Annotated in this window: 13 protein-coding genes and 1 riboswitch; of the genes, 3 read left to right on the forward strand and 10 right to left on the reverse strand. The window is 70.7% G+C overall.

All coding sequences use genetic code 11. From position 1 onward, the window contains the following. Positions 1-192 precede the first annotated feature (192 nt). Positions 193-1,404, forward strand: coding sequence for a methionine adenosyltransferase (metK, locus tag NKJ47_RS17760; RefSeq protein WP_010342184.1), 1,212 nt, complete (start codon positions 193-195; stop codon positions 1,402-1,404). Positions 1,405-1,919: 515 nt separating this feature from the next. Here the strand turns inward: metK and NKJ47_RS17765 are convergent. From NKJ47_RS17765 to NKJ47_RS17800, 8 genes are all read right to left on the reverse strand, one after another. Continuing rightward, on the reverse strand, positions 1,920-3,137 hold the full coding sequence (locus tag NKJ47_RS17765) for a histidine-type phosphatase (protein ID WP_254459077.1): 1,218 nt from the start codon (positions 3,135-3,137) through the stop codon (positions 1,920-1,922). Between the two features lie 44 nt (positions 3,138-3,181). After that, entirely contained in the window at positions 3,182-4,243 is a 1,062-nt protein-coding gene (locus tag NKJ47_RS17770; RefSeq protein WP_254459078.1) for a Ca2+-dependent phosphoinositide-specific phospholipase C, read from the reverse strand. 101 nt (positions 4,244-4,344) lie between these two features. Then, complete coding sequence (locus tag NKJ47_RS17775) at positions 4,345-7,059, reverse strand: TonB-dependent receptor (protein WP_429002548.1); 2,715 nt, start codon at positions 7,057-7,059, stop codon at positions 4,345-4,347. Positions 7,060-7,502: 443 nt separating this feature from the next. Beyond that, positions 7,503-9,452, reverse strand: a complete 1,950-nt coding sequence (locus NKJ47_RS17780) for a lipase family alpha/beta hydrolase (protein WP_254459080.1) — start codon at positions 9,450-9,452, stop codon at positions 7,503-7,505. Beyond that, a complete protein-coding gene (locus NKJ47_RS17785; protein ID WP_254461460.1) occupies positions 9,449-10,429 on the reverse strand; it encodes a DUF4105 domain-containing protein in 981 nt (326 codons plus the stop codon). The genes NKJ47_RS17780 and NKJ47_RS17785 overlap by 4 nt, the downstream gene beginning before the upstream one ends. 83 nt (positions 10,430-10,512) lie before the next feature. Next, a complete protein-coding gene (locus NKJ47_RS17790) occupies positions 10,513-11,088 on the reverse strand; it encodes a TetR/AcrR family transcriptional regulator (protein ID WP_254459081.1) in 576 nt (191 codons plus the stop codon). A gap of 81 nt (positions 11,089-11,169) precedes the next feature. Beyond that, on the reverse strand, positions 11,170-13,884 hold the full coding sequence (gene ppc / locus NKJ47_RS17795; protein WP_254459082.1) for a phosphoenolpyruvate carboxylase: 2,715 nt from the start codon (positions 13,882-13,884) through the stop codon (positions 11,170-11,172). A 161-nt stretch (positions 13,885-14,045) separates the two neighbouring features. Further along, positions 14,046-16,538: a prolyl oligopeptidase family serine peptidase gene (locus NKJ47_RS17800; RefSeq protein ID WP_429002549.1), complete on the reverse strand. Its 2,493-nt coding sequence runs from the start codon at positions 16,536-16,538 to the stop codon at positions 14,046-14,048. A 189-nt stretch (positions 16,539-16,727) separates the two neighbouring features. After that, a riboswitch (S-adenosyl-L-homocysteine riboswitch) is annotated at positions 16,728-16,827 on the forward strand. 33 nt (positions 16,828-16,860) lie between these two features. Between NKJ47_RS17800 and ahcY the strand changes: the two genes are divergently transcribed. Next, entirely contained in the window at positions 16,861-18,306 is a 1,446-nt protein-coding gene (gene ahcY, locus NKJ47_RS17805; RefSeq protein ID WP_254459084.1) for an adenosylhomocysteinase, read from the forward strand. 612 nt (positions 18,307-18,918) lie between these two features. Next, positions 18,919-19,686, forward strand: coding sequence for an energy transducer TonB (locus NKJ47_RS20725; protein ID WP_302329796.1), 768 nt, complete (start codon positions 18,919-18,921; stop codon positions 19,684-19,686). Positions 19,687-19,788: 102 nt separating this feature from the next. Here NKJ47_RS20725 and NKJ47_RS17815 read toward each other — a convergent pair whose 3' ends face one another. Both NKJ47_RS17815 and NKJ47_RS17820 read right to left on the reverse strand, forming a co-directional pair. Further along, on the reverse strand, positions 19,789-20,943 hold the full coding sequence (locus NKJ47_RS17815) for a cytochrome-c peroxidase (RefSeq protein WP_254459085.1): 1,155 nt from the start codon (positions 20,941-20,943) through the stop codon (positions 19,789-19,791). Between the two features lie 71 nt (positions 20,944-21,014). After that, positions 21,015-23,771, reverse strand: a complete 2,757-nt coding sequence (locus NKJ47_RS17820; protein ID WP_254459086.1) for a TonB-dependent receptor — start codon at positions 23,769-23,771, stop codon at positions 21,015-21,017. Between the last annotated feature and the right edge of the window lie 36 nt (positions 23,772-23,807).

Here is a 23,807-nt window from a genome sequence, read left to right on the forward strand (position 1 = left end):
CTGACTGCGCACAGCTTCGGCCGCGGCGGCGACACCGATCTTGCAATCTGACTACGGCAAAGTGACGGGCGCACCGCGGCGCGGCAACCGGTTAACCTTGGACAACGTCCGCCCCGGGCAGCATGCACGTCGCCCGGCGCCCGTGTATCATGCGCCTCCATCTTTTCATCCGAATACAAGGATATAGCCGCGATGTCCAGCTATCTCTTCACCTCCGAGTCGGTCTCCGAAGGCCACCCGGACAAGATCGCCGATCAGATCTCCGATGCGGTGCTCGACGCGATCCTGACCCAGGACAAGCGCGCGCGCGTGGCCTGCGAAACCCTGGTCAAGACCGGTGTGGCGATCGTCGCCGGCGAGATCACCACCAGCGCCTGGATCGACCTGGAAGCGCTGACCCGCAAGGTGATCCTGGACATCGGCTACAACAGCTCCGACGTCGGCTTCGACGGCGAGACCTGCGGCGTGCTCAACCTGATCGGCAAGCAGTCGCCGGACATCAACCAGGGCGTGGACCGCAAGAAGCCGGAAGAACAGGGCGCCGGCGACCAGGGCCTGATGTTCGGCTACGCCACCCGCGAGACCGACAGCTTCATGCCGGCCGCCATCCACCTGTCGCACCGCCTGGTCGAACAGCAGGCCAAGGTGCGCAAGAAGAAGAACTCGCCGCTGGCGTGGCTGCGCCCGGACGCCAAGAGCCAGGTCACCCTGCGCTACGAGGACGGCGTGGCGACCGCGATCGACGCGGTGGTGCTGTCCACCCAGCACGATCCGGACATCAAGCAGAAGCACCTGGTCGAAGCCGTGCGCGAGGAAATCCTCAAGCCGGTGCTGCCGGCCAAGTGGCTGCACAAGGGCACCAAGTTCCACATCAACCCGACCGGCAAGTTCGTGATCGGCGGGCCGGTGGGCGACTGCGGCCTGACCGGGCGCAAGATCATCGTCGACACCTACGGCGGCTGGGCGCGCCACGGCGGCGGCGCGTTCTCCGGCAAGGACCCGTCCAAGGTCGACCGTTCGGCCGCCTACGCCGCGCGCTACGTCGCCAAGAACGTGGTCGCCGCCGGCCTGGCCGACCGCTGCGAAGTGCAGGTCTCCTACGCCATCGGCGTGGCCGAGCCGACCTCGATCTCGGTCACCACCTTCGGCACCGGCAAGATCGCCGACGACAAGATCGAGAAGCTGATCCGCAAGCATTTCGACCTGCGTCCGTTCGGCATCATCCAGATGCTCGACCTGATCCACCCGATGTACCAGCAGACCGCTTCGTACGGCCATTTCGGCCGCACCCCGAAGGCCTTCACCTACACCGACGGCACCGGCGCCCAACACCAGGCCACCGCGTTCTCGTGGGAGAAGACCGACCGCGCCGAGGCGCTGCGCGCGGACGCCAAGCTGAAGTAAGCCTGCCTGCCGCGCTTGCGACGCAGAACGGGCCGCACTGCGGCCTGTTCTGCGTTTGGGGGATGGGAACTGGCCAGTGGCGGGAACTGGCAACGGCCATGCAGGCAGGGGCGTGTCATGCCGCAGGAACGCGTTCGCGCAGGAGCGGCTTCGGCCGCGACAGGCCTTGGTGGGAACGCGCATCGCAACGGAAGTCGCTCCGCAGGCATGGGCTTGGCCTCCTTGTGGGAGGGACTTCAGTCCCGACGACGGAGCGTGTCACTCGGCGTTCGGCTTCGCTTGCCGCGGCTGCATGACAGTTGACGCTCACAGGCAGGCACGTGCGCCGCCGCATCGTCGGTTTGCGCTTAAGGGCGGCCGTCCGGGCGGCATGGCATGCGCTTCACCCTAGAGCGTGTCACCCCTTCCCGAGGATGCCGCGTCTGCCAGGCCCAACCCGAAGGGCCGCGATTGCTCGGGGATTGATGACACGCCCTGGTCCGCCAGGCAGCAGCGAGTGTCACGGCGGGAGCGGTTCAGCCGCGCCGCTGCAGCGCCGCCTGCAGCAACGACTGGAACTTCGGCAGCGGGCATAGCCCGGTCGCCGGGTCGCTGCAACCGGGAATCTGCAGGGTCTGCAGCAGCGGCGGATGGCGCAGGCTCAACGGAGCCAGCGTGCGCAGCTGGTCCAGCGACTGCGCCTGGTAGCGCACGCGCACGTAGCGCTGGCCATCGTGCGGGCCGCGCAGCTGCTCCACCACCAGCGCGCCGCCCGGAGGCGCGTCGTCGCGACCAAAACCGGGCAACTGGAAGTGCAGGTCGAGCAGGCCGCTGAGCGCGGCGATGTGGGTGTCGCTGGCGACCAGCACGCTCAGCCGTGGCGCGTCGGCCGCGCCCAGCGTGTCCAGCAGGCGGTGCGCCAGCGGCGCGCCCGCGCGCGCGGCCATGTACTGCGGCCGTGCATAGATCTCGAACAGCAAGGCATGCAGCCGCGACACCGCGGCGATGCGCGCCGGGGTCGCGCGGCCCCAGCCGACCTGGTCCAGCGGCATGCCCTCGGCGTATTGCAGGATGAACACCTCGGCCGTGCCGGAGGTCAGATCCAGCGGCCCGTGCAGGGCCAGGCTGCGGCCGTTCGCGCCCGGCGTCAGCGACGAGGGCATGTGCGCGAAGTCGCAGCGCTGCGCGCAGCCGAGGATCTCCTGCATGACGCGGAGTTCGCGCGCATACGGCGCCAGCACCGCACCCGGACCGCCGGTCTGGCGCTGGATCGAGGCCACCGCGGCGGCGGCATCGAAGTCCACCGCGCCCGCTTCCACCGGACGGAACAGCGGGTCGTCGCTGCCCTCGGCCTGGTGGCCGGCCTGCAGATGGCAGCCGGGCGCCAGGGTGTCGGCCAGCAGCTGCGCGCTGACGATGGTGCGCTGGTCGGTGTTGGCGTAAATACTGACCGTGCCGTCGGCGGGGCAGCCCTTGGCCGGCAGCACGCCATCGCGCAGCAGCCATTGCCGGGTGTAGTCGCCGCTGCGCTCCACCGCGGTGCGGCCGTGTGCCGTGAGCAGGCTCGGCGGCGTGTCCCACACCGGCCAGGGTTGCGGCGCCAGCGCGGCGGCCGCGGCCTCGCCCGGCAGCGGCGCGCGCACGCCGTGACGGAACAGCATCCACACCTTTTCCACCTGCAGCGCGGGCGCGGCCTTGGGCGCAGGCCGTGCCTGCGCACCCAACGTCGCCATCACCAGCACGACCCATAACATCCAGCGCGTACCTGTTTTCATCATCGTCCCCAACATGGAAAGTCTCACGGTGCGGTCGCACCGCACGCGGCCGTGACCCGGTCGCAGCGCAGGCCGGTGGCGATGCCGAGCCAGTAGCCCAGCCGCTGCGAATCCGGCGCGCCGGCGTAGTAATCGGTGCTGATCCACTGCGCGCCGGCCTCCAGCGCCGCCTGCGCGCGGCGCCGATCGTGCGCGCGTGCCTCGCGGCCTTCAGCGTCGGCGCGCGTGCGCACCACGAAGCCCTGCGCGACCAGCGCGCGGACGCGCGGCGCCTCGGCAAGCGGATCCTCGATCGACAGCACCGCCGCCTCGGGCTGGTCCGGCGCGTACCAGCCGAACATCATGCGACCGCGCAGCGATGGATGATCCTGTCGGTACAGCGCCTCGTGCCGCGGATTGCCATCGAGCACAAACAGCATGCGGCCGCGCGCCTGCGCCACGCGCGGCCAGGCATGCGCCAGCACCGCGTCGCGCAGGCTCGGCGCGTCGCCGCGCACGTCGTCGGGCACGATCAACCGCGCACGCCCGACGACCTCGGCGATGTCGCGGTCCAGCGCGTCCAGGTCGTTGGCGTCGAAAGCGGAACGGTGCGGCCACAGGCCCGGCACCGGATCGAAATCCACCGCATTGACCAGCACCACCAGCGGCGTGTGCCGCGGGTGCGCGCGCGACCAGGCGGCGAGGATCGCCAGGCAGTCGCGGAAGCGCAGGCAATGGCTGGCGTAGTCCAGGCCCGGCTGGTGCAGGACCTTGGCGCCCGGTGCGCGCATGCTCGCGCGGGTCGCCGCATCTGCGTGCGCATACGGCGCGGCATACAGGCCGCCATGCGGATCGGCGGCCACGTCGAGTTCGAGTTGCCGCAGTCCCAGCGCGAGCTGGGCCTGCAGCGAAGGATGGCCATAGGCCAGTGCCGGCCATTCGGCGGCGGCGTGCACCTGCAGGCGCCGCCGCACCTGTGCGGTCGGTACCGGTCGATAGCTGTTGTGCGAGCCGAGCAGTTGCACCTGGTCCAGGCGTAGACCGTCGATCGGCAGCGCCGTCGGCGCGTCCGCCGCGTGGGCGGACGCCGGCAGGCCCGCCAGCATCAGGCAGACGAGCAGGACCGCGAGGCAAACAACGCCCCACCCGCCGCGCGGCACAAGGCCACGCGGCGGGTGACGACGTCCAGCGTGCGCCGGTGCCCGGTTCAGAACGTGTACTTCACGTTCAACAGCGCAGTGCGGCCGGCATCGACGATGTCGGAAATCGCGGTGCTGTTGCGGCCCACGTGCGCCCAGTAGCTCAGGCGGTTGGTGAGGTTGGCCACCGACAGGTCGGCGCGCAGGTGCTCGTTGAAGGTGTAGCCGACGTGCAGGTCCACGCGGGTGATCGGCTTGACCCACAGATCGTCCCAGCTCGCGCCGCGGTTGTAGTAGTCGTACACCGAGACGTATTCGCCGGAATAGTGGTAGGCCAGGTTCACCGACAGCGGACCCTTCTCGTAGAACAGCTCGGCGTTGGCCATCAGGTCCGGCGCATTCTGGATGCGCTCGTCGTGGAAGCCATCCATGCCCAGGTCGACGCGGGTGCTTTGGCGGGTGAGGTTGGCGCCGATGCCGAAGCCGTCCAGCGGCGCCGGCATGCCCTGCAGGGTCTGCCGCACCGCGGCCTCGACGCCGAGCACCTTGCCGTCGCCGCCGTTCTGCGGCCGCACGTAGCGCACGTTGCCGGCGCCGGCGCTGCTGCCGGCGTTGGCCGGATCCGAACCGCTCTCGTAGATGTAGTCGGTCAGGCGCTTGTAGTAGCCGGCCAGCATCGCGTGGCCGCCATGGCCGTTGTCCCACTCGCCGGACAGGTCCACGTTGAGCGACTTGATCGGCTTCAGGTCCGGGTTGCCCTCGGTGATGACCGTGGTGCCGTCGCTGGAGACGTCGTAGTTGGCGCCGCCGCCGAGCTGCACCAGCGCCGGCCGGGTGTAGCTGGTCCACACCGAGGCGCGGTACACCGCGTTGCCGTCGCCCGGGCGGTAGTTCAGGAACACGCTCGGCAGCGGCACGTCGTAGCTGGTGTGGTTGCTGCTGAAGAAGCCCGGCAGCTCGTTGCCGTTGGCGTCCTCGGGCATGGTCCAGAAGGTGTTGCGGATGCTGGTGTGCTCGAAGCGCACGCCCGGGATCACTTCCAGGTCGCCGCTGCGGAAGGTGGCCATCGCATACGCCGAGGTCACGGCTTCGTCGCCGCGCATGGTGGCGCAGTTCTGGTTGTTGATCGCCAGGCTGCCGCAGGTGTCGAAGCTGGCCGCGGTCAGGTGCTGGGCGATCATCGCCTTCAGCCCGCCGTTGCTGAGCTTGACCGTCGGCCACGCATACTTGCCCGGGTACACCGCATCGTACTGGCCGACCACCAGGCCGGTGTCGCGCAGCAGGGTGCCGTCGGTGAACTTGCTGTTGGTCCAGTCGCGCGAGGTGAAGTCGCGCGAGCTGTCGACGTACTTCACGCCGAACTGGACGTTGCTCAGCGCGCCCTGGTCGAAGTCGTAGCGCACGTCGAACTTGGCGCCGCCCTTGGTCTGGCCGCTGTAGGACTTGGTCAACTGGCCGTAGCGGCGCGCGTACAGGCTGCCGATGTCGCTGGCCTGGGCCTGGATCGCTGGGGTCAGCAGCGGCTTGGGGAAGCCCTCACTGTCGTAGCCGGAGAAGGTGTTGGCGCCGCCGTAGGGGAACTGGGTGGAGGCGTACTGGTCCACGCGCGCGGAGATTTCCACGTGGTCCGGGCGATCGTTGTCGCCGTAGCTGTAGAACAGGTTCGGCGACAGCGTCCAGTTGCCCAGTTGCTTGTCGGCGCCGAACTGGAAGGTGGCCAGGTCCGCCACTTCCGGATTGGTCTCGTACCAGTAGCGCACCGCCACGCGGTTGATCTGCGGCTGGTACACGCCGGTGGTGCCGATCTGCACCAGGCTGACGTTGGCCGGCACCAGCTGGGTGTAGCCGGTGTTCTGCTCGGTCTTGGCGTAGGCGTAGGTGGCGCGCGCGTACAGCTGCAGGCTCGGGTCGACGTGCCAGTCGAAGGACACGTTGCCGCCGTAGCGCTTGGTGTCGCCGGCGGAGTAGCCGATGTTGGCGCCGGTGGCCAGCAGCAGGTCCTGCGGATCGTAGCCGGGCGCCGGCTGGCCGTTGGCGGTGGTGCGCGAGAAATACTTCCTGCCCCAGTCGCCGCGCGAGGCGGCGGCATTGGCCACTTCGCTGTTCACGTAATGGCGCTCGTCGTAGTACGCGCTGGTATACACGCCGAACTGGTTGTCGGCGCCGAACTTGGCATGGAACTCGCCGGCCGCGCCCTTGCCCAGGCCGTCGTCGCCGTAGTCGCGCGCACGGCTTTCCATGCGCCCGCTGGCGGTGACGCTGCCGCCCATCGCCTCGCTGTAGTCGAAGCCGCTGGGGGTGCGGTAGTCGATGGTGCCACCGATCGCATCGCCGTCCATCGCCGCGGTGGAGGTCTTGTTCAACACGATGGTCTGCAGGCCCGACGGCGGCAGCAGGCTCAGCTGCACGCTGCGGCTGTAGGGCAGGCCCTGGGCGACGTTGACGCCGTTGATCAGGTTGACGTTGTATTCGGCGTTGAGGCCGCGCACCGAGGCGAACATGCCCTCGCCGCGCGCGGCGCCGTCGACGCCGCCGAAGTACGACTGCCCGGTGTTGACCACGTTGACGCCCGGCAGCAGGCCCAGCGCCTCGGCGATGTTGTGCACGGCGGTGTACTTCAGGTCGTCGGCCGACAGCACGTTGGCCGTGTTGGTCGCCGCCATCTGCATGTCCGCGGCGTTGTAGCGGGTGACGGCGACGGTGATCTTGTCCAGGGTCTTGGCGCTGGCGTCGGAGGCGGTGTTCTGCGTCTCCTGCGCGTCCTGCGCCTGGGCCAAGGCCATCGGCGCGACACCGAGCAACGCTGCGGCGATCGCCCGCGACAGGCGTTTTTGAAGATGGATCGAGTGCGACATGAAAAATCCGAACGTAGGCGCGGCCGACGGAAGCGCTCCGCAGGCCGGGCAATGGAGGGGAGAGAGGCCGTGATCGCGTTCACGGCGGCGGGCATTGTTCGGGGTGCGTGGCTGCAATTTGATGACAACGATGTCACTTGAAACCAATGCACCTCGGTTCGACGCGTTTCCTGCGCAATTCGGCACAACCAGGATGCGTCGCCGTGCGACCCTGCTGCCGTGGCACCGATGCAGCGCAGTCGCTGGCCGCTGCCGGCGACGCCTGGGTCAACGCGCCCGCACGCGCCGCGTCGCGGTCGGCATGGCGCGACCACGCCGTGCCGCCGGCGCCCTCCGCGGCGCAGGCGCACCACCGCCCGCCGCAGGCAGCGTCACCGCGGCGTGGCGGCGTCGACCTGCAACTGCGCGTGCAGGATGCGGCGGATCTCCAGGATCGCCTGCGGCGTCTCCTGCACGCTGTGACCCGAGGTGACCACCAGTTCGGATAGCGCGCCCGGCAGATGCGCGCTGCGGTACGGCACCAGCCCATCGTCGGACTCGGCCAGCGGCACCGCCGGATCGCGGCGGGCGATGATGGTGTGGTAGCGCACCGCCGGCGCGATCGGCAGGTCCGCCGCCGCGCGCACGAACGGATCGGTGTCGCGCAGGTTGTCGATGCTGTTGGGCACGCGGATCGGCGCGCCATCGGGGCCGTCGATGCCCTGCAGCAAGGTATTCAACCGATCAAGCAGCGCCACCGGCAGGCGCACCAGGCGCGCGGCCAGGCGCCCGAGGCGGCCTTCGGCGAAGGCGGTGCCACGCTGCGGCGCGGCGATGAAGATGGCCCGGTCCACCTGCGGCAGCGGCGCGAAGCGCAGCAGCGGCTGCAACTGCGCCAACGCCTGCGGGTCCAGCGGGCGCCGGTCGCCGCGCGCGCCGATCAGGTCGTTCCACAGCGTGTCGCCGGAGTCGCTGACCAGCAGGCGCCCGATCACCCCGCCCATGCTGTGGCCGATCAGGACCATGTGCCGCGAGGCCGGCGCCTGCCCCTGCGGATCGAAGTGACGCAGGGTCTGCTGCAGCAGCGCGGCGATCTGCGCGCGGTTCCAGGCGATCGGCATGTTGGTCGGGTAGTAGACCTGCCAGATCTGGTAGTGGCGGCGCAGTTGTTCGTCGCCCATCAATTCGTTGGCGACGTTGACCCAGGCCTCCGGACTGCTGGCCAGGCCGTGCAGCATCAGAATGATGCGCCGGTCCGGATCGTACGGCTGCATCAGGTACAGATGCGGCTGGTCGATGCCGGCCTTGCGGCCGAGCATGGAGCGCAGCGACTGCCGCGCGAAGCCGGAACGGGCCAGCCACAGGCCGTAGGCGGCGGTGAAGTTGGCCGCCAGCGGCAGGCGCTGGCCGTGCACCTCGACCTCGCCGTCGCGGTACGGATCGCAGGGCGCCACCACCACGCTGCGGGTGTCCAGCACCTGCGCCAGGCTGTCGCCGTCGAAGCGCAGCAGCACCGTGGTCGGCGCATACGGCATTTCGCTGAACGCCGGCGCGTGCGGGTCCGGCGCGGCCTTGGCCGCGATCGTCGCGGTCGGGTCGCCGACCTTGGCGGGGGCGATCTCCGCGACCAGTTCGGCGCCGAAGCCATCGCGCCGGTAGGTGCTGCGCAGGCCATCGAAGCGCAGCGTCGACGCCGGCAGCATCGCGTCCGGCCGTGCCACCCCGCCGGGCAGGCGGAAGCTGCCCATGTCCGCGCGCACCAGCCAGCCGGCCGTGCGCAGCGTGTCCTCGTCGTGCAGTTCGCCGCTGGCGCTGCCGGCACGCCAACGCAGGAACAGCTGGCCGACCACCTGCTGCACCGCGTAGTTGTAGTAGTCGCGCACCTGGGTCTGCCGATCCTCGAAGGCGCGCGCGCTGGCCGGGCGCGGGGTGTAGAACAGGTAGGCGTAGGCGTAGCGCGCCGCCTCCAGCCACGCCTGCAGCGTCGCATCGTCCAGCGCCCTCGCCTGCCGCGGCGTGCGCGCATTGGCCGCATGCACCCACAGCTCCGACAGGGTTGCCAGCCGCCGCTCCTGATCCAGCCCCTGCAATGCGCGCAGCTGCGTGGCGCAGGCCGGAACGTCCGCCTCGCAGGTCTTGGGATCGAGCGCGAGGACGCGCAACGTCTCCAGGCTGGCATCGCTGAGCCTGCCCGTGCTGAGCACATCGCCGCGCTGGGTGGCGATGTAGTCAGCGGCGCTGCGCGACTGCACGCTGACCATCGCGCAGCCGGCGCCGAGCAGCAGCGCGGCGGCCAGCAGCGCCGCGCCCGTGCGACGCACCAGGCGTGCGCGCAGGGTCATGGCGCGGCGGCGGGATCGTCGCCAGGAATGCCGGCGCGGATACGCGTGGAGAAGTCGGCGCCGGCACCGGCCTGGCGGGCGCGCTCGCCGATGCGGCCGCGCGCGCGCAGCGTGGCCAGGCTGTAGCCGGGCACGAAACCGTGCTGCGCGTACACGTAGGACGGCAGGTAGCCGGACAGCAGCAGGCGGACGTCGAGCGGCAGCGCCGGGTCCAGCTTGCGCGCCAGTTCGAACACGATGGTGGTGCAGTTGCTGGTGACGGTGTTGTAGAACCGCGGCGCGCGCTGCAGCTGCTGCGCCTGCGCCACATAGCCCAGGAACAACTGGCGCAGCTGCGCGCGCGAGAGGTTGAGCCGGTACAGGTACACGTCCTCGCCGCGCACGTTGCTGCGCACGGCGAGGATGTCGCGCTCGTCGGCGGCGACCATCACCTGCTCGAAATTGCGGAAGAACCCGGCCAGCGCCGAGAACGCCTCGTCGCGTTCCTTGCGGATCTCCAGCGAGAACACCACGCGGCGGCCGTCGTCGAAGCCGAACGAGACCAGGGTGTGGGCGATCGCCGGCCCCATCCAGTACGACAGCGCCAGGTCCGCCGAGGCCAGCCGCTCCAGGTCGTAGCGGCGGGTCTCCCAGCGCGGGGTGTAGTCGCGCTCGCTGCGCCAGGCGAAGTTGCGCACGTTGTGCAAGGTCACCACCTGCCCGTCCACCTGCGGCTGCAGCAGTTGCGCGACATCGTCGGCCCAGTCGCGGTTCTGCTGCGGCTGCAGCGCCGCCCAGCCCACCGCCATGCCGGCGCAGCCGAGCGCGAACAGCAGCGGCAGCACGCGGTACTCGCGCGGGTGCCGCAGCCCCCACACCGCCGCGCCGCCCAGCGCCGCCCACAGCAGCGCCGAGCCGTAGCGCACCACCGCGCCGGTATGCGGCAGGTAGGCCAGGAACAGCGCGCCCCACAGGCTGGCGGCGAGCACCGCCAGCATCGCCAGCGCGCGCGCCAGCCGCCAGGGCCAGGCCGGGCGCGGCGTGCCGGTCTGCGCCGCGGCGCGGCGTGGCGCGACGTCGCTCACAAGTCAGCCGCCGCGGCAGGCGTGGCCAGGGCGTGGCACAGCAGGCGGCAGCCGCGTTGCGCCAGCGCCTTGCGCTCGGCCTCGTCGCTGCCGCGCTGGCAGGCGCCAAGCATGTCCATCACCAGGGCCAGTTCCTGCTCGCCCAGGTCCGCACGGCACAGGCCGGCGTCGATCGCACGCTGCAGGAACGGCAGCAGGATCGCCATGCCCCGCGCGTGCGCCGCGGCGATCGTCGGATGCGCGCGCGGCATCGACCGCCAGTAGTCGGCCAGCGGCGCCGACATCGCGATGTGTTCGGCCACGTCGTGCAGCAGCAGGAACAGGCCGTCCGGGCGCGTGCCGATCTCGCGCGCGCAGCCCTCCAGGCCGTCCAGGCCGCGATCCAGCAGCGCCGCGATCAGCTCGGTACGGTCGGCGAAATGCCGGTACAGGGTGGCGCGGCCGAGGCCGGCGCGCTCCACCACCAGTTCCAGCGGCGCCAGCACGCCATGCGCGCAGAACACCTCGTCGGCAGCGTCCAGCAACAGGCGGCGGCGTTGGGCGGTATCGGCTCGCATCTCCATGCGCGGCATTATCGGACAATTTTGTCCGCCCGCAAGCGGACCATGGCTGGGACGTCCGGCACGGCCCGGCGGCGCCCCGTCGGGCGGGCCTCAGCCGGTGTTCTGCACGCCTTGGGCGACGCCGTTGACGCAGGCCACCAGCGCCCGCAGCAGGTCCTCGTCCTCGCCCCCGGTGGCGCGCCAGCGCTGCAGCAGGTCCACCTGCAGCACGCTGATCGGGTCGATGTACGGATTGCGCAGGCGGATCGACAGCGCCAGGCGCGGGTCGTGCTGCAGCAGCGACGCCTGCCCGGTCAGCGCCTTCACCCAGCCCTTGGTCAGCGCCAGTTCGTCGCGGATGCGCGGGAAGAAACGTTCGTGCAGCGGCCCGGACAGTCGCGAGAACATCTCGGCGATGTTGAGGTCGCCCTTGGACAGGACCATGGCGATGTCGTCGAGGAAGGTGCGGAAGAACGGCCAGTCGGCGGCCATCGCCCGCAGCGCGTCCTCGTGCCCGGCATCCACCGCCGCCTGCAGGCCGCTGCCCACGCCGTACCAGCCCGGGATCACCGCGCGCGCCTGGCTCCAGGCGAACACCCAGGGAATCGCGCGCAGGTTGGACAGCGCCGCATCCTGGCCGAGCCGCCGCGACGGCCGCGAGCCCAGGGTCATGCGCTCGATCACGTCGATCGGCGTGGCCAGGCGGAAGTAGCGCATGAACTCGGCATCGCCGACGAAGTCGCGATACGCCTGGCTGCTGCGCTCGGCGACCAGGTCCATCACCGGCCGCCAGTCGTCCTCGCGCGTGTCGGCCGCGCGCGGGCGCAGGCTCGACAGCAGCACCGCGCCGGTCATCTGTTCCAGCGAACGCAGCGCCAGCGCGCGAATGCCGTACTTGCGGTGGATCACCTCGCCCTGCTCGGTCACCCGCAGCCGCCCGTCGACGCTGCCGCGCGGCGCCGCCTCCAGCGCGCGCGTGGTCTTGCCGCCGCCGCGCACGATCGAGCCGCCGCGGCCGTGGAAGAAGGTCAGGCGGATGCCCAGTTCGGCCGCCGCCTCCAGCAGTTCCACCTGCGCACGCTGCAGGCCCCAGCGCGAGGCGGCGATGCCGCCGTCCTTGCCGCTGTCGGAATAGCCGAGCATCACCATCTGCACGTCGTCGCGCGCGGCCAGGTGGCGGCGGTAGACCGGATCGGCGAGCAGGTCGCGCAGGGTCGCGGTGCCGCCGCGCAGGTCGTCCACGGTCTCGAACAGCGGCACGATGTCCAGCGGCACCGCGCCATCGGCGTCGACCAGGCCGCCGCGGCGCGCCAGCGCCAGCACGGTCAGCACGTCGGCGCGGTCGTGCGCCATCGAGATGATGTAGCTGCCCAGCGCATCGGCGCCGTGCCGTGCGCGCGCGTCGGCGAGCGCGGCGAACACCGCATCCAGCCGCGCGTTGCCCTCGTCGCCGGCCGCCGGCAGCGCCTGCTCGCCGCCGGCGTAGGGGCCGAGCAGGCGCGCGCGCTCCTCCACGGCCCGCGCGTCCCAGTCCTGCGTGTCCAGCGCGGCGGCGACCGCGCGCGCATGCACGCTGGACTCCTGGCGCACGTCCAGCCGGGCCAGGTGGAACCCGAAGCTGCGCACCCGCCACAGCAGGCGCCGCACCGCGAACCAACCGGCGTGCAGGCCCTTGTTGGCCTGCAGGCTGTCCAGGATCAGCTGCAGGTCGTGCTCCAGTTCGGCCGGCGCGGCATAGGCGCCCGGCGCATCGTCCAGGGTGGCCTGCAGGCGCGCGCGCATCAGGTCGTTGAGCAGGCGGTAGGGCATGTCGCCATGGCGCGGCCGCGAGCGCGCCGCGGCCTTGGGCAGCAACTGGCGATACCGTTCGAGCTGTTCCAGCAGCGGCGCGCTGACCGCGACCAGGGTGGTCGACTGGCTGAGCAGGCTGGCGAGCTGCCATAGCTCCTTCAGATAGCGCTCCAGCACCGCGCGCCGCTGCGCGTCGAGGGTGGCGGTGATGGTGGCGGCATCGACGTTGGGGTTGCCGTCCATGTCGCCGCCGACCCAGGTGCCGAAGCGCAGCAGCCGCGGCAGGGCCAGCGCCTGCCCGTAGGTCTGTTCGATGGCGTGCTCCAGGGTCTCGTACATCACCGGGATCACCCGGTACAGCACCTGGGTCAGGTAGAAGCCGACGTGCTCGCGCTCGTCCTCCACGGTGGGACGCACCGGCGAGGAGTCGGCGGTCTGCCACGAGGCGGTCAGCGCCATGCGGAAGCGCGCCGCGTCGGTGGCGCGCTCGCCCGGGGTGCGCAGGCCGTCGAGGTTGTCGACCAGGCTGGCGACCATCAACTGTTCCTTTTCCAGCAGCGCGCGCCGCACCGCCTCGGTCGGATGCGCGGTGAACACCGGCTCGACGTCGATGCGCGGCAGCCAGTCGCGCAGTTCCTCCACGCCGACGCCCTGCGCCTTGAGCCGGCGCAAGGCGTCGTGCAGGCCGTCCGGCTGCGGCGTGTCGGCGCTGCTGCGCTGGTAGTCGCGACGGCGGCGGATGCGGTGCACGCGCTCGGCGATGTTGACCACCTGGAAATAGGTGCTGAAGGCGCGCACCAGCGCTTCGGCATCGCGCGGCGCGCGGCCGGCGAGCTGTTCGCTCAGCGAGGACAGCGGCGCGGCGCGCTCGCGACGTGCGATGGCGGTGGTGCGGATGCGTTCGATCTCGTCCAGGAACTGCGCCGAGACCTGTTCGGCGAGCAGGTCGCCCACCAGGGCGCCGAGGCGGCGCACGTCGTCGCGTAGGGGAAGGTCGGGCGTGGCGAAGACGATACTGCTGCGGGACTCGTTCATCGGGAAACGCATGGCTCGGCAGTGGGGGCGCCGCAAGCCTAACCGAAAAGGACCACCTTCCCGCCGGCCGCGGCGACGGTTTCAAAGCGAACCATTTGCCCGGTACGGCAGCGCCCCTGCACCCCGGCCGCGCGGACGCGCAGCCGGGGTGCAGGCACAGCTCAGGGCGACGCGGCGCCGGACACAGCCGGAGTCGGCGTGGGCGTGGGCGCCGGCCCCAGATAGGTGCGCAGCCAACGCTCGCTCTCGGCCAGCATCTGCAGCACCGATTCGCGCGCACGGTAGGCATGCGCCTCGTTGGGCAGCATCACCAACCGCGCGGTGCCGCCGTTGCCCTTGATCGCCGCGTACATGCGCTCGCTCTGGATCGGGAAGGTGCCGGAGTTGTTGTCCTCGGCGCCGTGGATCAGCAGCAGCGGATCCTTGATCCGGTCGGCGTAGTTGAACGGCGACATCGCCTGGTACACCGGCTGCGCCTGCCAGTAGGTGCGCTCCTCGGACTGGAAGCCGAAGGGGGTCAGCGAACGGTTGTAGGCGCCGCTGCGGGCGATGCCGGCCTTGAACAGGCGGGTGTGCGCGAGCAGGTTGGCGGTCATGAAGGCGCCGTAGGAATGCCCGCCGATGGCGATGCGATCGCGATCGGCGACGCCGCGTCGCACCACCTCGTCCACCGCCGCCTGCGCATCGGCGACCAGTTGCTCGACGTAGGTGTCGTTGGGTTCGCGCGCGCCCTCGCCGACGATCGGCATCGACGGGTCGTTGAGCACCGCATAGCCCAGCGCCAGGAACGCCTGCGGCCCCCAATAGCCGATCGCGTTGAAACGGTACGGCGAATCGGTGACCTGGCTGGCGGCGTCGGCGGATTTGAACTCGCCCGGGTAGGCCCACATCAGCATCGGCAGCGGACCGTCGCGCTTGGCGTCGTAGCCGGGTGGCAGCAACAGGGTCGCGGTCAGCTCCACGCCGTCCTTGCGCCGGTAGCGGATCTGCTCCTTGTGCACGTCGCGCAGCTGCGGCGTGGGATGGGTGAAGCGGGTCAGCGCCACCGGCTCCGCGCCGGCGCCATCGAGCCGGTAGAAATTGCGCGGTTCCTGCGGCGTCTCGCGGGTGATCAGCAGGCGCTGGCCGCTGTCGTCGAGCAGGGCCTGCGGCACCGCGTAATAGGGCGCCTGCGACTGGAACAGGCGGGTAGTTTGCCGCGTGTCCAGATCGTAGCGGTCCAGGAACGGCCGATCGCCCTGCGGCGAGGCGCCTTCGCCGCGCAGGAACAGGCTGTGGCCGTCGGCGGCGATCAGCAGGCGCGGATTGCCGGCCGCATCGCGCACCGTCACCGGCGTGCCCGGATCGGCATAGCGGTCCTCCTGCGAGCGCTGCACCAGCAGCTGCGGCGCCTGCGCGGGATGGTCCGGCGCCACGCGCCACTGCCTGGTCTGGCGCGTCTTCCACCAGAACTCGTCGATCAGCGCCAGGTCGCCACGACCCCAGGCGATGCCGGCGAAGCGCGACTGCAGGCGCGCCAGCGTTACCGGCGGCGCGGCGAAGGGCGCGGCCTGCATCAGCACCGCATCGCGCACCGCCGCCTCGCGTCCCGGGTCGCCGCCGTCCTGGGCCTCGGCCCAGACCAGGGTGGCCGGGGCGTCGCTGCGCCAGTCGATATCGCGCACGCCGGTACGCACCGCGTCGTTGCCGGTCGGCAGGCCTTCCACCAACGGCAGTTGCGCCACCGTGTGCACCGGCGTGCCGGCGCGATCGAGCACCTCGATGGTGCGCGGGAAGCCGCTGGCCGGCACCAGGTAGGAGAACGGCCGCTGCAGGCGCTGTGCCAGCAGATAGCGGCCGTCCGGCGACGGCGCCAGCGACAGGTACAGGTCGGGCGTGGCGATGCGCTGCAGGCGTCCGTCCATGTCGACCAGCGCCGGCTGCGCGCGCAGCTGATCATCGAACTGGCGCGCATCGGCCTCGTTCTTCAGCAGGTCCTGGTAGGTGCGCAAGGCCGTGGCGCCGCCGCCGGCGGTCTGCTGCACCGCCGGCCCGGTCGGCACCGCATCGGCAGGCGGCGCCGCGCCCTGCTCCTGCGGCTGCAGCAACACCAGCAACTGGCGGCTGTCGGGCATCCACGCATAGCCCTCGCCGGACACCGTGTTGAGCCGTTCGGCGACCCGCCGCGCACGCCGCGCGGCGATGTCCACCACCCACAGCTCGTTGGCGCCGCTGCGCGCATCGACGCGATTGAAGGCCAGATGGCGCTGGTCCGGCGCCCAGGCCATGCCGGCGATCGACAGCGGCGACGGCAGGCCATCGATCTGCAGTTCGCTGCCGTCGGCGATGCGCAGCAGCCACAGTGTCTGGCCGAAGGCGAAGCGGCTCTGCGAGCGGGTGCGCGGGTGGATGCGCAGCCCGGCCAGCTTCAGTTCCGGCTGCGCGACCTGGGCGATGCCGGGCAGCGCGGGCAACTGCAGCAGCGCCGCCAGATCGCGCCGCGGGCTCAGCGCCAGCTGCGGCGGCCGCGGCGCATCGACGATGGCCTGCAGCGGCGCCGACGGCAGTTGATAGCCGCTGTCGGCCGGATCGGCCGCTGCCGCTGCCGCCGCTGCCGCCGCGGCGGCGCCGGCGCCGGCGCTGGCGCTGCCGGCTGCCGCCAACGCCGCGCACAGCAGGCCGCAGACCGGGCCGGCGATGCGGCGGCGGCCGCGCGCTGTGATCTGGTTCATCTCTCGCCTCTCCTTCGCCTCGATCGAGCCGACGACGGTAGCAGGGCCTGCGCCGCACGCCCCCTGTCGATGGTTGGGCCGGCGCGCGTGTTCAAGCGCCACACGTGGCAGCCGCTATAATCGATCACCCCTTGCGCCGAGGGGCGCTGCGACCGGATCGAGACCGGAGTCCCCGTCTCCAGACCCGGCCAGGCTCGGCGCGAGGCTTGAGCGACAACGGCGCCCGGACTTCGCGAGTTTCTCGCCATTGACCGGAGCTTTATCGATGAACGCTGCACTCAAGAGTTTTTCCACCGAGGGCGACTACAAGGTCGCCGACATTTCCCTGGCCGACTGGGGCCGCAAGGAACTGGACATCGCCGAGCACGAGATGCCGGGCCTGATGTCGATCCGCCGCCAGTACGCCGCCGCCAAGCCGCTGGCCGGCGTGCGCGTGACCGGCTCCCTGCACATGACCATCCAGACCGCGGTGCTGATCGAGACGCTGAAGGACATCGGCGCCGACGTGCGCTGGGCCTCATGCAACATCTTCTCCACCCAGGACCACGCCGCCGCGGCGATCGCCGCCACCGGCACCCCGGTGTTCGCCTGGAAGGGCGAGACCCTGGAGGAATACTGGGACTGCACCCTCGACGCGCTGACCTTCACCCTGCCCGACGGCACCCAGACCGGTCCGGAACTGGTGGTGGACGACGGCGGCGACGTGACCCTGCTGATCCACAAGGGCTATGAGCTGGAGAACGGCTCCAAGTGGGTGGACGAGCCGGCCTCCTCGCACGAGGAGCAGGTAATCAAGAACCTGCTCAAGCGCGTGGCGGTGGAACGCCCGGGCTACTGGACCCGCGTGGTCAAGGACTGGAAGGGCGTCTCCGAAGAGACCACCACCGGCGTGCACCGCCTGTACCAGCTGGCCGAGGCCGGCACCCTGCTGGTCCCGGCGATCAACGTCAACGACTCGGTGACCAAGAGCAAGTTCGACAACCTGTACGGCTGCCGCGAGTCGCTGGCCGACGGCCTCAAGCGCGCGATGGACGTGATGCTGGCCGGCAAGGTCGCGGTGGTGTGCGGCTACGGCGACGTTGGCAAGGGCTCGGCGCACAGCCTGCGCGCCTACGGCGCCCGCGTCATCGTCACCGAGATCGACCCGATCTGCGCGCTGCAGGCGGCGATGGAGGGCTTCGAGGTCAACACCGTCGAGGACACCCTCGGCCAGGCCGACATCTACGTCACCACCACTGGCAACAAGGACATCATCCGCATCGAGCACCTGACGCAGATGAAGGACCAGGCCATCGTCTGCAACATCGGCCACTTCGACAACGAGATCCAGGTCGAGGCGCTGTACAAGCTACCGGGCGTGCAGAAGATCAACATCAAGCCGCAGGTGGACAAGTTCGTGCTGCCCAACGGCAATGCGATCTTCCTGCTGGCCGAAGGCCGCCTGGTCAACCTGGGCTGCGCCACCGGCCACCCCAGCTTCGTGATGTCCAACAGCTTCGCCAACCAGACCCTGGCGCAGATCGACCTGTGGCAGAACAAGGACAGCTACGAGAAGCAGGTGTACCGCCTGCCGAAGAAGCTGGACGAGGAAGTGGCGCGCCTGCACCTGGAGAAGATCGGCGTGAAGCTGACCAAGCTCACCGATGCGCAGGCCGCCTACCTCGGCGTGCCGGTGGAAGGCCCGTACAAGCCGGAGCACTACCGCTACTGAGCCATCGGCAAGACATCGCCATGCAGACAGGAACGGGCGCCGCGAGGCGCCCGTTTTTTGTGCGATCGGCGCTGCGCGCGCGTGGAGGAAGGGAGCTGGAAATCGTACGGAGCGAAAAACCGCAGACATCGCCACCTTCCGCCAATCCTGCTCCAAGCGGCCTTTTCCGGCCAGTTGGCCGACGCGTCTGTCCAGCTAGGTCATCTGCACCACACCTGCGCTACGGGGACCTGGCGTTGTATCGCGATGTGGACGTGACCGATACGGTGATCGTGCTGGCCATCCGCGCACAGCGGGAGGCGGGCTATGCGCGCGACGCATGAAACACCAGCGGCGCGATCACGATCTTAGCCACCAGTTGGCGCCGGCCTCCGAAACGCTACGCTGCGCCGATCGCCCGCGATCCGGCAACACGCCTTCATCGCCGTCCTCCATCTCCAGCGCGTTGCGCGACAGGGTGATCGGTGCCAACGGCAGCGCGTTCTGCCCCGCACGGCCGCCCCCACTGCCCTCACCAAGCCGACCGATGCGCAGGCAATCCTCTCGCCCGCCTGCGCCGCATCCGCACCTGCGCTATCATTGGATGATAATCATTCGCATTAATCCGCAGACATGGCGTTCGCCGCGGCCACCGTCCCTTCCCGCTCGACCTGGCGCCACGAGGCCCTGCCGCGTGCGCTCGCGGCCGGCATCGCCATCGGCGCGCATCTGGCGCTGGCGTGGCTGCTGTTCGGCATCGCCACGGCGCCACCGCCGTTGCCGCCGCCCCAGGAATCGGTGCGGATGCGCCTGACCCTGCTGCCGCCTGCGGCGCCGCCGATGCCGGTGGCGCCGAAGGAGGCGCCGCAACCGCGCCCGGAGCAGGCGGCGACGCGGCAGACGCGGCGACCGCCGGCCGTGCAGCCCCCGCCGGTGCAGCGCCCCACCGCGCGCCCATTGCCGGCATCGCCGCCACTGCCGCAGCCCGCGGCCGATGCGCTGGCGCACCACCCCGGCACCGATCCCAGCGCCGCCACTGCCGATGCGCCGCAGGCGGCGGAGGCGGCGGCGCCGTCCTCGCCGCCGCTGCCGCCGGCAGCGCAGGCGGCCGGCACCAGCGACCCGAACTGGGAAGGCAAGGTACTGGCGCGGCTGCACCAGTTCCGCCGCTACCCGCGGCAGGCGCGCAATCGCCGCCAGGAGGGCGTGGCCTACGTGCGTGCGCGGCTCGACCGGCAGGGCCGTGTGCTGTCGGCGACGATCCGCCACGGCAGCGGCTACGCCCTGCTCGACCAGGAGGCCCTGCAGACCTTCCTGCGCGCGCAGCCGCTGCCGCGCGCGCCGGACACGCTGCCGGACCCGGTCGAAGTCGACGTTCCGGTCGAATTCTTCCTGCGCTGAGCCGGCGCCGGTGCTGGCGCGCGGCAGAGCGGCCGCTGCGGGCTCCGGCGCAGCGCGTGCCCGCGCCCCACTCGCGCGTGCGCAGTCCGGGCGCAGCGGCGCCTACAAGGTATCCAGGAACGCGGTGATCGCCTCCAGCTCGCTCCGGTGCAGGTCCAGCGGTTGCAGCAGCGGGTCTGGCTGCGGAAACAGCGGGTCGCCCAGCTGCGCCGGCCTGGGCTTGGGCCGCGGCATGCCGACGTTGTACAGGTTGACGATGCCGCGCAAGTCGGCGAACCCGCCGTTGTGCATCCACGGCCCGGTCTTGCCGACGCCGCGCAGCGAGGGCGTGCGGAACTTGCCGCTGTCGGCGGGATCGCCGGTGACCTCGTAGCGGCCCAGGTCCTGCCGCGCGCGGCCGTAGAAATGCAGGCCCAGGTTGTGGAAGCCGTTGTCGGTCAGCGCCGGCCCGCTGTGGCAGTTCATGCAGCGCGCGTGGGTGCGGAACAGATGCAGCCCCCACACCTGCTGGTCGCTGAGCAGGTCGCGCCGCCCCTCCAGGAAGCGGTCGAAGCGGTTGGCGCGCGGGACCAGGCTGCGCTGGTACGCCGCCAGCGCCTGCGCGAGTTGCTGCGCGTCGATGCGCCGCGTCCCGAACACGCGCTGGAACTGCGCCGGGTAGTCCGCACTGCGGTTCAGCCGCCGCAACAGCGCGGCGATGTCGAAATCCATTTCCTTGCGATCGACGATGGGATGCAGCGCCTGCTCTTCCAGGGTGCGCGCGCGTCCGTCCCAGAACAGCGGCTGCGCATAGGCCGCCATCGCCACGCTCATCGCGTTGCGCCGCCCGCGCTGGCGGGCGTTGCCGAACGGCACGCTGCGGCCGTCGCCCCAGCCCAGTTCGCGGTCGTGGCAACTGGCGCAGGCGATCTGCCCGGAGCGCGACAGGCGCGGATCCTCGAACAGCATGCGGCCCAAGGCGATCTTGTCCGGCGTACCGGGATTGTCCGGCGGCTCCGGGGTCCTCGCCGGCAGCGGTGCCAGCTCGCTCCACTGCGCGCCGTCGGCCACCTGCGGTGCCGGCCACTGCGCGATGGGCTGGGCATACACCCGGCGCAGGCAGGCATAGTCGATCGTCGCTGCGCTCGCCGCGATGCGGCTACGGCAGTACGCCAACGCCGCATCAGCCTCCGCCGCGGCGGCCGCAGGCGCCGGCGTGACCGCCTGCGGCGCTGCCGCCAGCCCGGCCAGCAGCAGCGCAAGGCAGTACCGGCGCACACGCCTGCGCCGGCCGCGCGCCGCCCCCTGCGGCGCATCGGCCGGCGCCCGCTCCTGCACGCACTCGCGCATCAGAAGCGGTAACCGGCTTCCAGCCAATAGCTGCGCCCGGCTTCGTAGTAGGCGGAATTGCCAGCGCCGACGATGGGGTTGGCCCGGTTGAGCACGTTCATCGCCTCCAGCCGCGCGTAGACCTGTTGCGCGCGCGGCAGCTCGACGCTGTATTCCAGGGTGGTATCGAGGCTGAAGGAGCGCGGATAGACCACGTCGGCATAGACGTCGAGGGTCTGTCCCTGGTAGTCGGCGCTGCCGCGCTGCAGGATGTTGCGGAAGCCGGCGCGGTAGCGCAGGAAATTGCTCCACAGCAGTTCGCCGGGTCCCAGCGCAAGCCGCGTCTGCGTGGACAGGCGTGCGTTCCACCGGCGTGCGAAGTCGGTGGCCGGCAGGTCGTACAGCCACGTCGGCTGTCCCTTGTACAGCACCAGCGCGTCCGCGGCGTCGTTCCAGCTTGACTGGTAATCGGAGTAGTTGCGCCGGCTGTCGGTGTAGTCGAACGCGAACTGCGCCTGCGTGGTGCTGCCGCCCCACACCAGCGGCGCCTGCGGCGCCACGCTCAGGGTGTAGACCGCGCTGCGGCTGCGGCCCTTGTTGACGTACTCGTAGACATTCGTGGCGTAGGCGCCGCTGGCATCGTTGCTGCGGACCGACTGGCGCAGCACTTCGTCGCGGTTGTCGCGGTTGACGTACTTCAGGCCGATCTCCATGCCTGCCCAGCGCTGGTCCACGCCCACCGTCCATTCGTCGGTATGGGGAATGTCGACGTCGGCCAGGCGGTTGCTGGAGCCGCCGCTGGTACCGGTGACGCTGTCCCAGGCGGTGCGGCTGCTGCTGCGGGTCTTGGTCAGGCCCAGGCGCTCGCGCCCTTCGCGCAGCAGATAGCTGAAGAAGTTGCGCCCGTAGTAGCGGTTGAGGCCGGCGCTGAGCACCGTCGCGCGGTCGCCGCGCAGGTCCCACGAGGCGGCCAGGCGCGGCGCCAGCGTGGCCCTGTCCCAGATGTCGTCCTGGTCCAGGCGCAAGCCCGGACGCAGGCTGAGGTCGCCGATGCGGATGTCGTCCTGCAGCCACGCCGCCCATTCGTCGCCGCTGACCGCGAACGCACCCGCGCGGTAGATCGTCAGGCGCCGGAAGTACTGCCCGCGGCCGGCGATCAGCGTGCCGGACGTGGCCGCCACCGGCGACAGCGAACAGCTGTCGCTGTCCACGCGCCCGTCGGCGGTGGTGCAACTGGTCGTGGCGTAGGGTTGCAGATAGGAGAAGTGGTCGTTGAGGCGGGCGTAGTTCGCCTTGCGGCGCTGATAGGACACGCCGGCTTGCAGTGCATGGTGGGTCGCGCCCCAGGCGACGGCTTCGCGGTCGAGCTGGAACTGGTAGCCGAGCTTGCGATCGTGCTGGTCGACGTTGCCCCAGCTGCCCTCGAAACTGCTGTTGTTGACGCCCCAGTCGTAGGCTGCCGACTTCGCCCAGGCCTTCCAATAGTTCACCTGGCTGCGCCGCGAGCTCTCCAGGTCGCTGTAGCTGAGCGTGTTGCGCAAACGCCAGGCACCGTGCTCGGCATTGGCGCGCAGGCTCAGCACCGGGCCGCCGGACTTCAGGTCGAACCAGGCGTTGTTGGCGTTCTGGATGAAGTAGCGGTCGTCGCTGGGCGCATAGGCGAGGCTGGCGCCAAGCTCCAGGCCGCTCTCGCCGCGCCAGTCCGCGGCCAGGGTGACCGCGCTGTTTTCGCGCGTTTGCGTCTTGCGGTTGCTGTCGCTGCGGCTGAGGTTGCCGGCGGTGTAGCCGCGCAGCGGAATCTCCGAGCGCGTGCGCAGCAGCGTGCCGACCAGGCCGAGGCCGGACGCGGTCCGCCCTTCCAGGCGCAGGCCGAACTTGGCCTTGTCGTAGCGCGGCTGGTAGGACGCGCTGGCCGATTGCGCGAAGCTCTGCTCCTGGCCCGTCGGCACGATGATCTCGTCCCAGGCCGAACGCGCCATCCGCCACCAGAGCTTGCCGCGCAGCGCATCGCCGGCCTTGCGGGTCTGCGCATCGACCACGCCGCCGGTGAAGTTGCCGAAGGCCGCCGGCACGTTGCTGTCGTAGACGGTCACGCTCTCCAGCAGATCGGTGTCCACCGCCACGCCTTGGGAGTGGCTGGGCACGTCGGCGAAATGGTTGGGGTTGTCGAAGGTCGGATCGATGTCGTTGTTGAAGCTCACCCCGTCCAGCAGGAACAGGTTCTGGTAGAACGGCGCGCCGTTGATGCTGATGTCGGCGGGACGGATCTCGCCCATGTTGCGCGAACTGCGCGCGGTCTCGCTGAACTGCACGGCCGGATCGATCCGCAGCAGCGTGGCGATGTCGCCGTCGCCCTTCGGCGCGCCTTCGAGGTAAGCCTGGTCCAGCGCCATTCCCTCCGAATACGGAAACGTCCGCTGCGCGCCGATGCGCAGCGGCGCGAACGGCAGCGCCGCGGCGCCGGCCGGGGCCGGCACCAGGGTGTAGCTGCCGTCGGCACGTGCGATCAGGCGCAGGCCCGATCCCGCCAGCAGGCGCTCCAGGCCCTCGCGGTCGTCGACCTGCCCGTGCAGCGGCGGCGCCTGCCGGCCCTCGGTCAGCGCGGGATCGAACGCCAGCGCGATGCCGCGCTGCCCGGCGAAGGTGCTCAGGGCACTGCCGAGAGGACCGGCCGGCAGATCGACCGGGGCGCTCTGCGCGCGGGCGAGGGACGGTGGCACGGCGGCGAGGGCGACGGCCAGCAGGCTGACGCGGATGGGACGTGGGAGGCGACGCATGGGCGATGGGACTCGACGAAGAAGGATTCGCAGCCT

The organism is Xanthomonas sacchari (genome assembly GCF_024266585.1).
In the GTDB taxonomy this organism is placed as follows: Bacteria; Pseudomonadota; Gammaproteobacteria; order Xanthomonadales; family Xanthomonadaceae; genus Xanthomonas_A; species Xanthomonas_A sacchari_C.

Coding starts and splice junctions, on each gene's coding strand:
- ahcY (WP_254459084.1), top strand. CDS start 16,861: ATGAACGCTGCACTCAAGAGTTTTTCCACCGAGGGCGACTACAAGGTC.
- metK (WP_010342184.1), top strand. CDS start 193: ATGTCCAGCTATCTCTTCACCTCCGAGTCGGTCTCCGAAGGCCACCCG.
- NKJ47_RS17780 (WP_254459080.1), bottom strand. CDS start 9,452: ATGACCCTGCGCGCACGCCTGGTGCGTCGCACGGGCGCGGCGCTGCTG.
- ppc (WP_254459082.1), bottom strand. CDS start 13,884: ATGAACGAGTCCCGCAGCAGTATCGTCTTCGCCACGCCCGACCTTCCC.
- NKJ47_RS17785 (WP_254461460.1), bottom strand. CDS start 10,429: ATGCTGGCGGTGCTCGCCGCCAGCCTGTGGGGCGCGCTGTTCCTGGCC.
- NKJ47_RS17790 (WP_254459081.1), bottom strand. CDS start 11,088: ATGCCGCGCATGGAGATGCGAGCCGATACCGCCCAACGCCGCCGCCTG.
- NKJ47_RS17775 (WP_429002548.1), bottom strand. CDS start 7,059: ATGGCCTTGGCCCAGGCGCAGGACGCGCAGGAGACGCAGAACACCGCC.
- NKJ47_RS20725 (WP_302329796.1), top strand. CDS start 18,919: ATGGCGTTCGCCGCGGCCACCGTCCCTTCCCGCTCGACCTGGCGCCAC.
- NKJ47_RS17820 (WP_254459086.1), bottom strand. CDS start 23,771: ATGCGTCGCCTCCCACGTCCCATCCGCGTCAGCCTGCTGGCCGTCGCC.
- NKJ47_RS17770 (WP_254459078.1), bottom strand. CDS start 4,243: ATGCTGGCGGGCCTGCCGGCGTCCGCCCACGCGGCGGACGCGCCGACG.
- NKJ47_RS17765 (WP_254459077.1), bottom strand. CDS start 3,137: ATGTTATGGGTCGTGCTGGTGATGGCGACGTTGGGTGCGCAGGCACGG.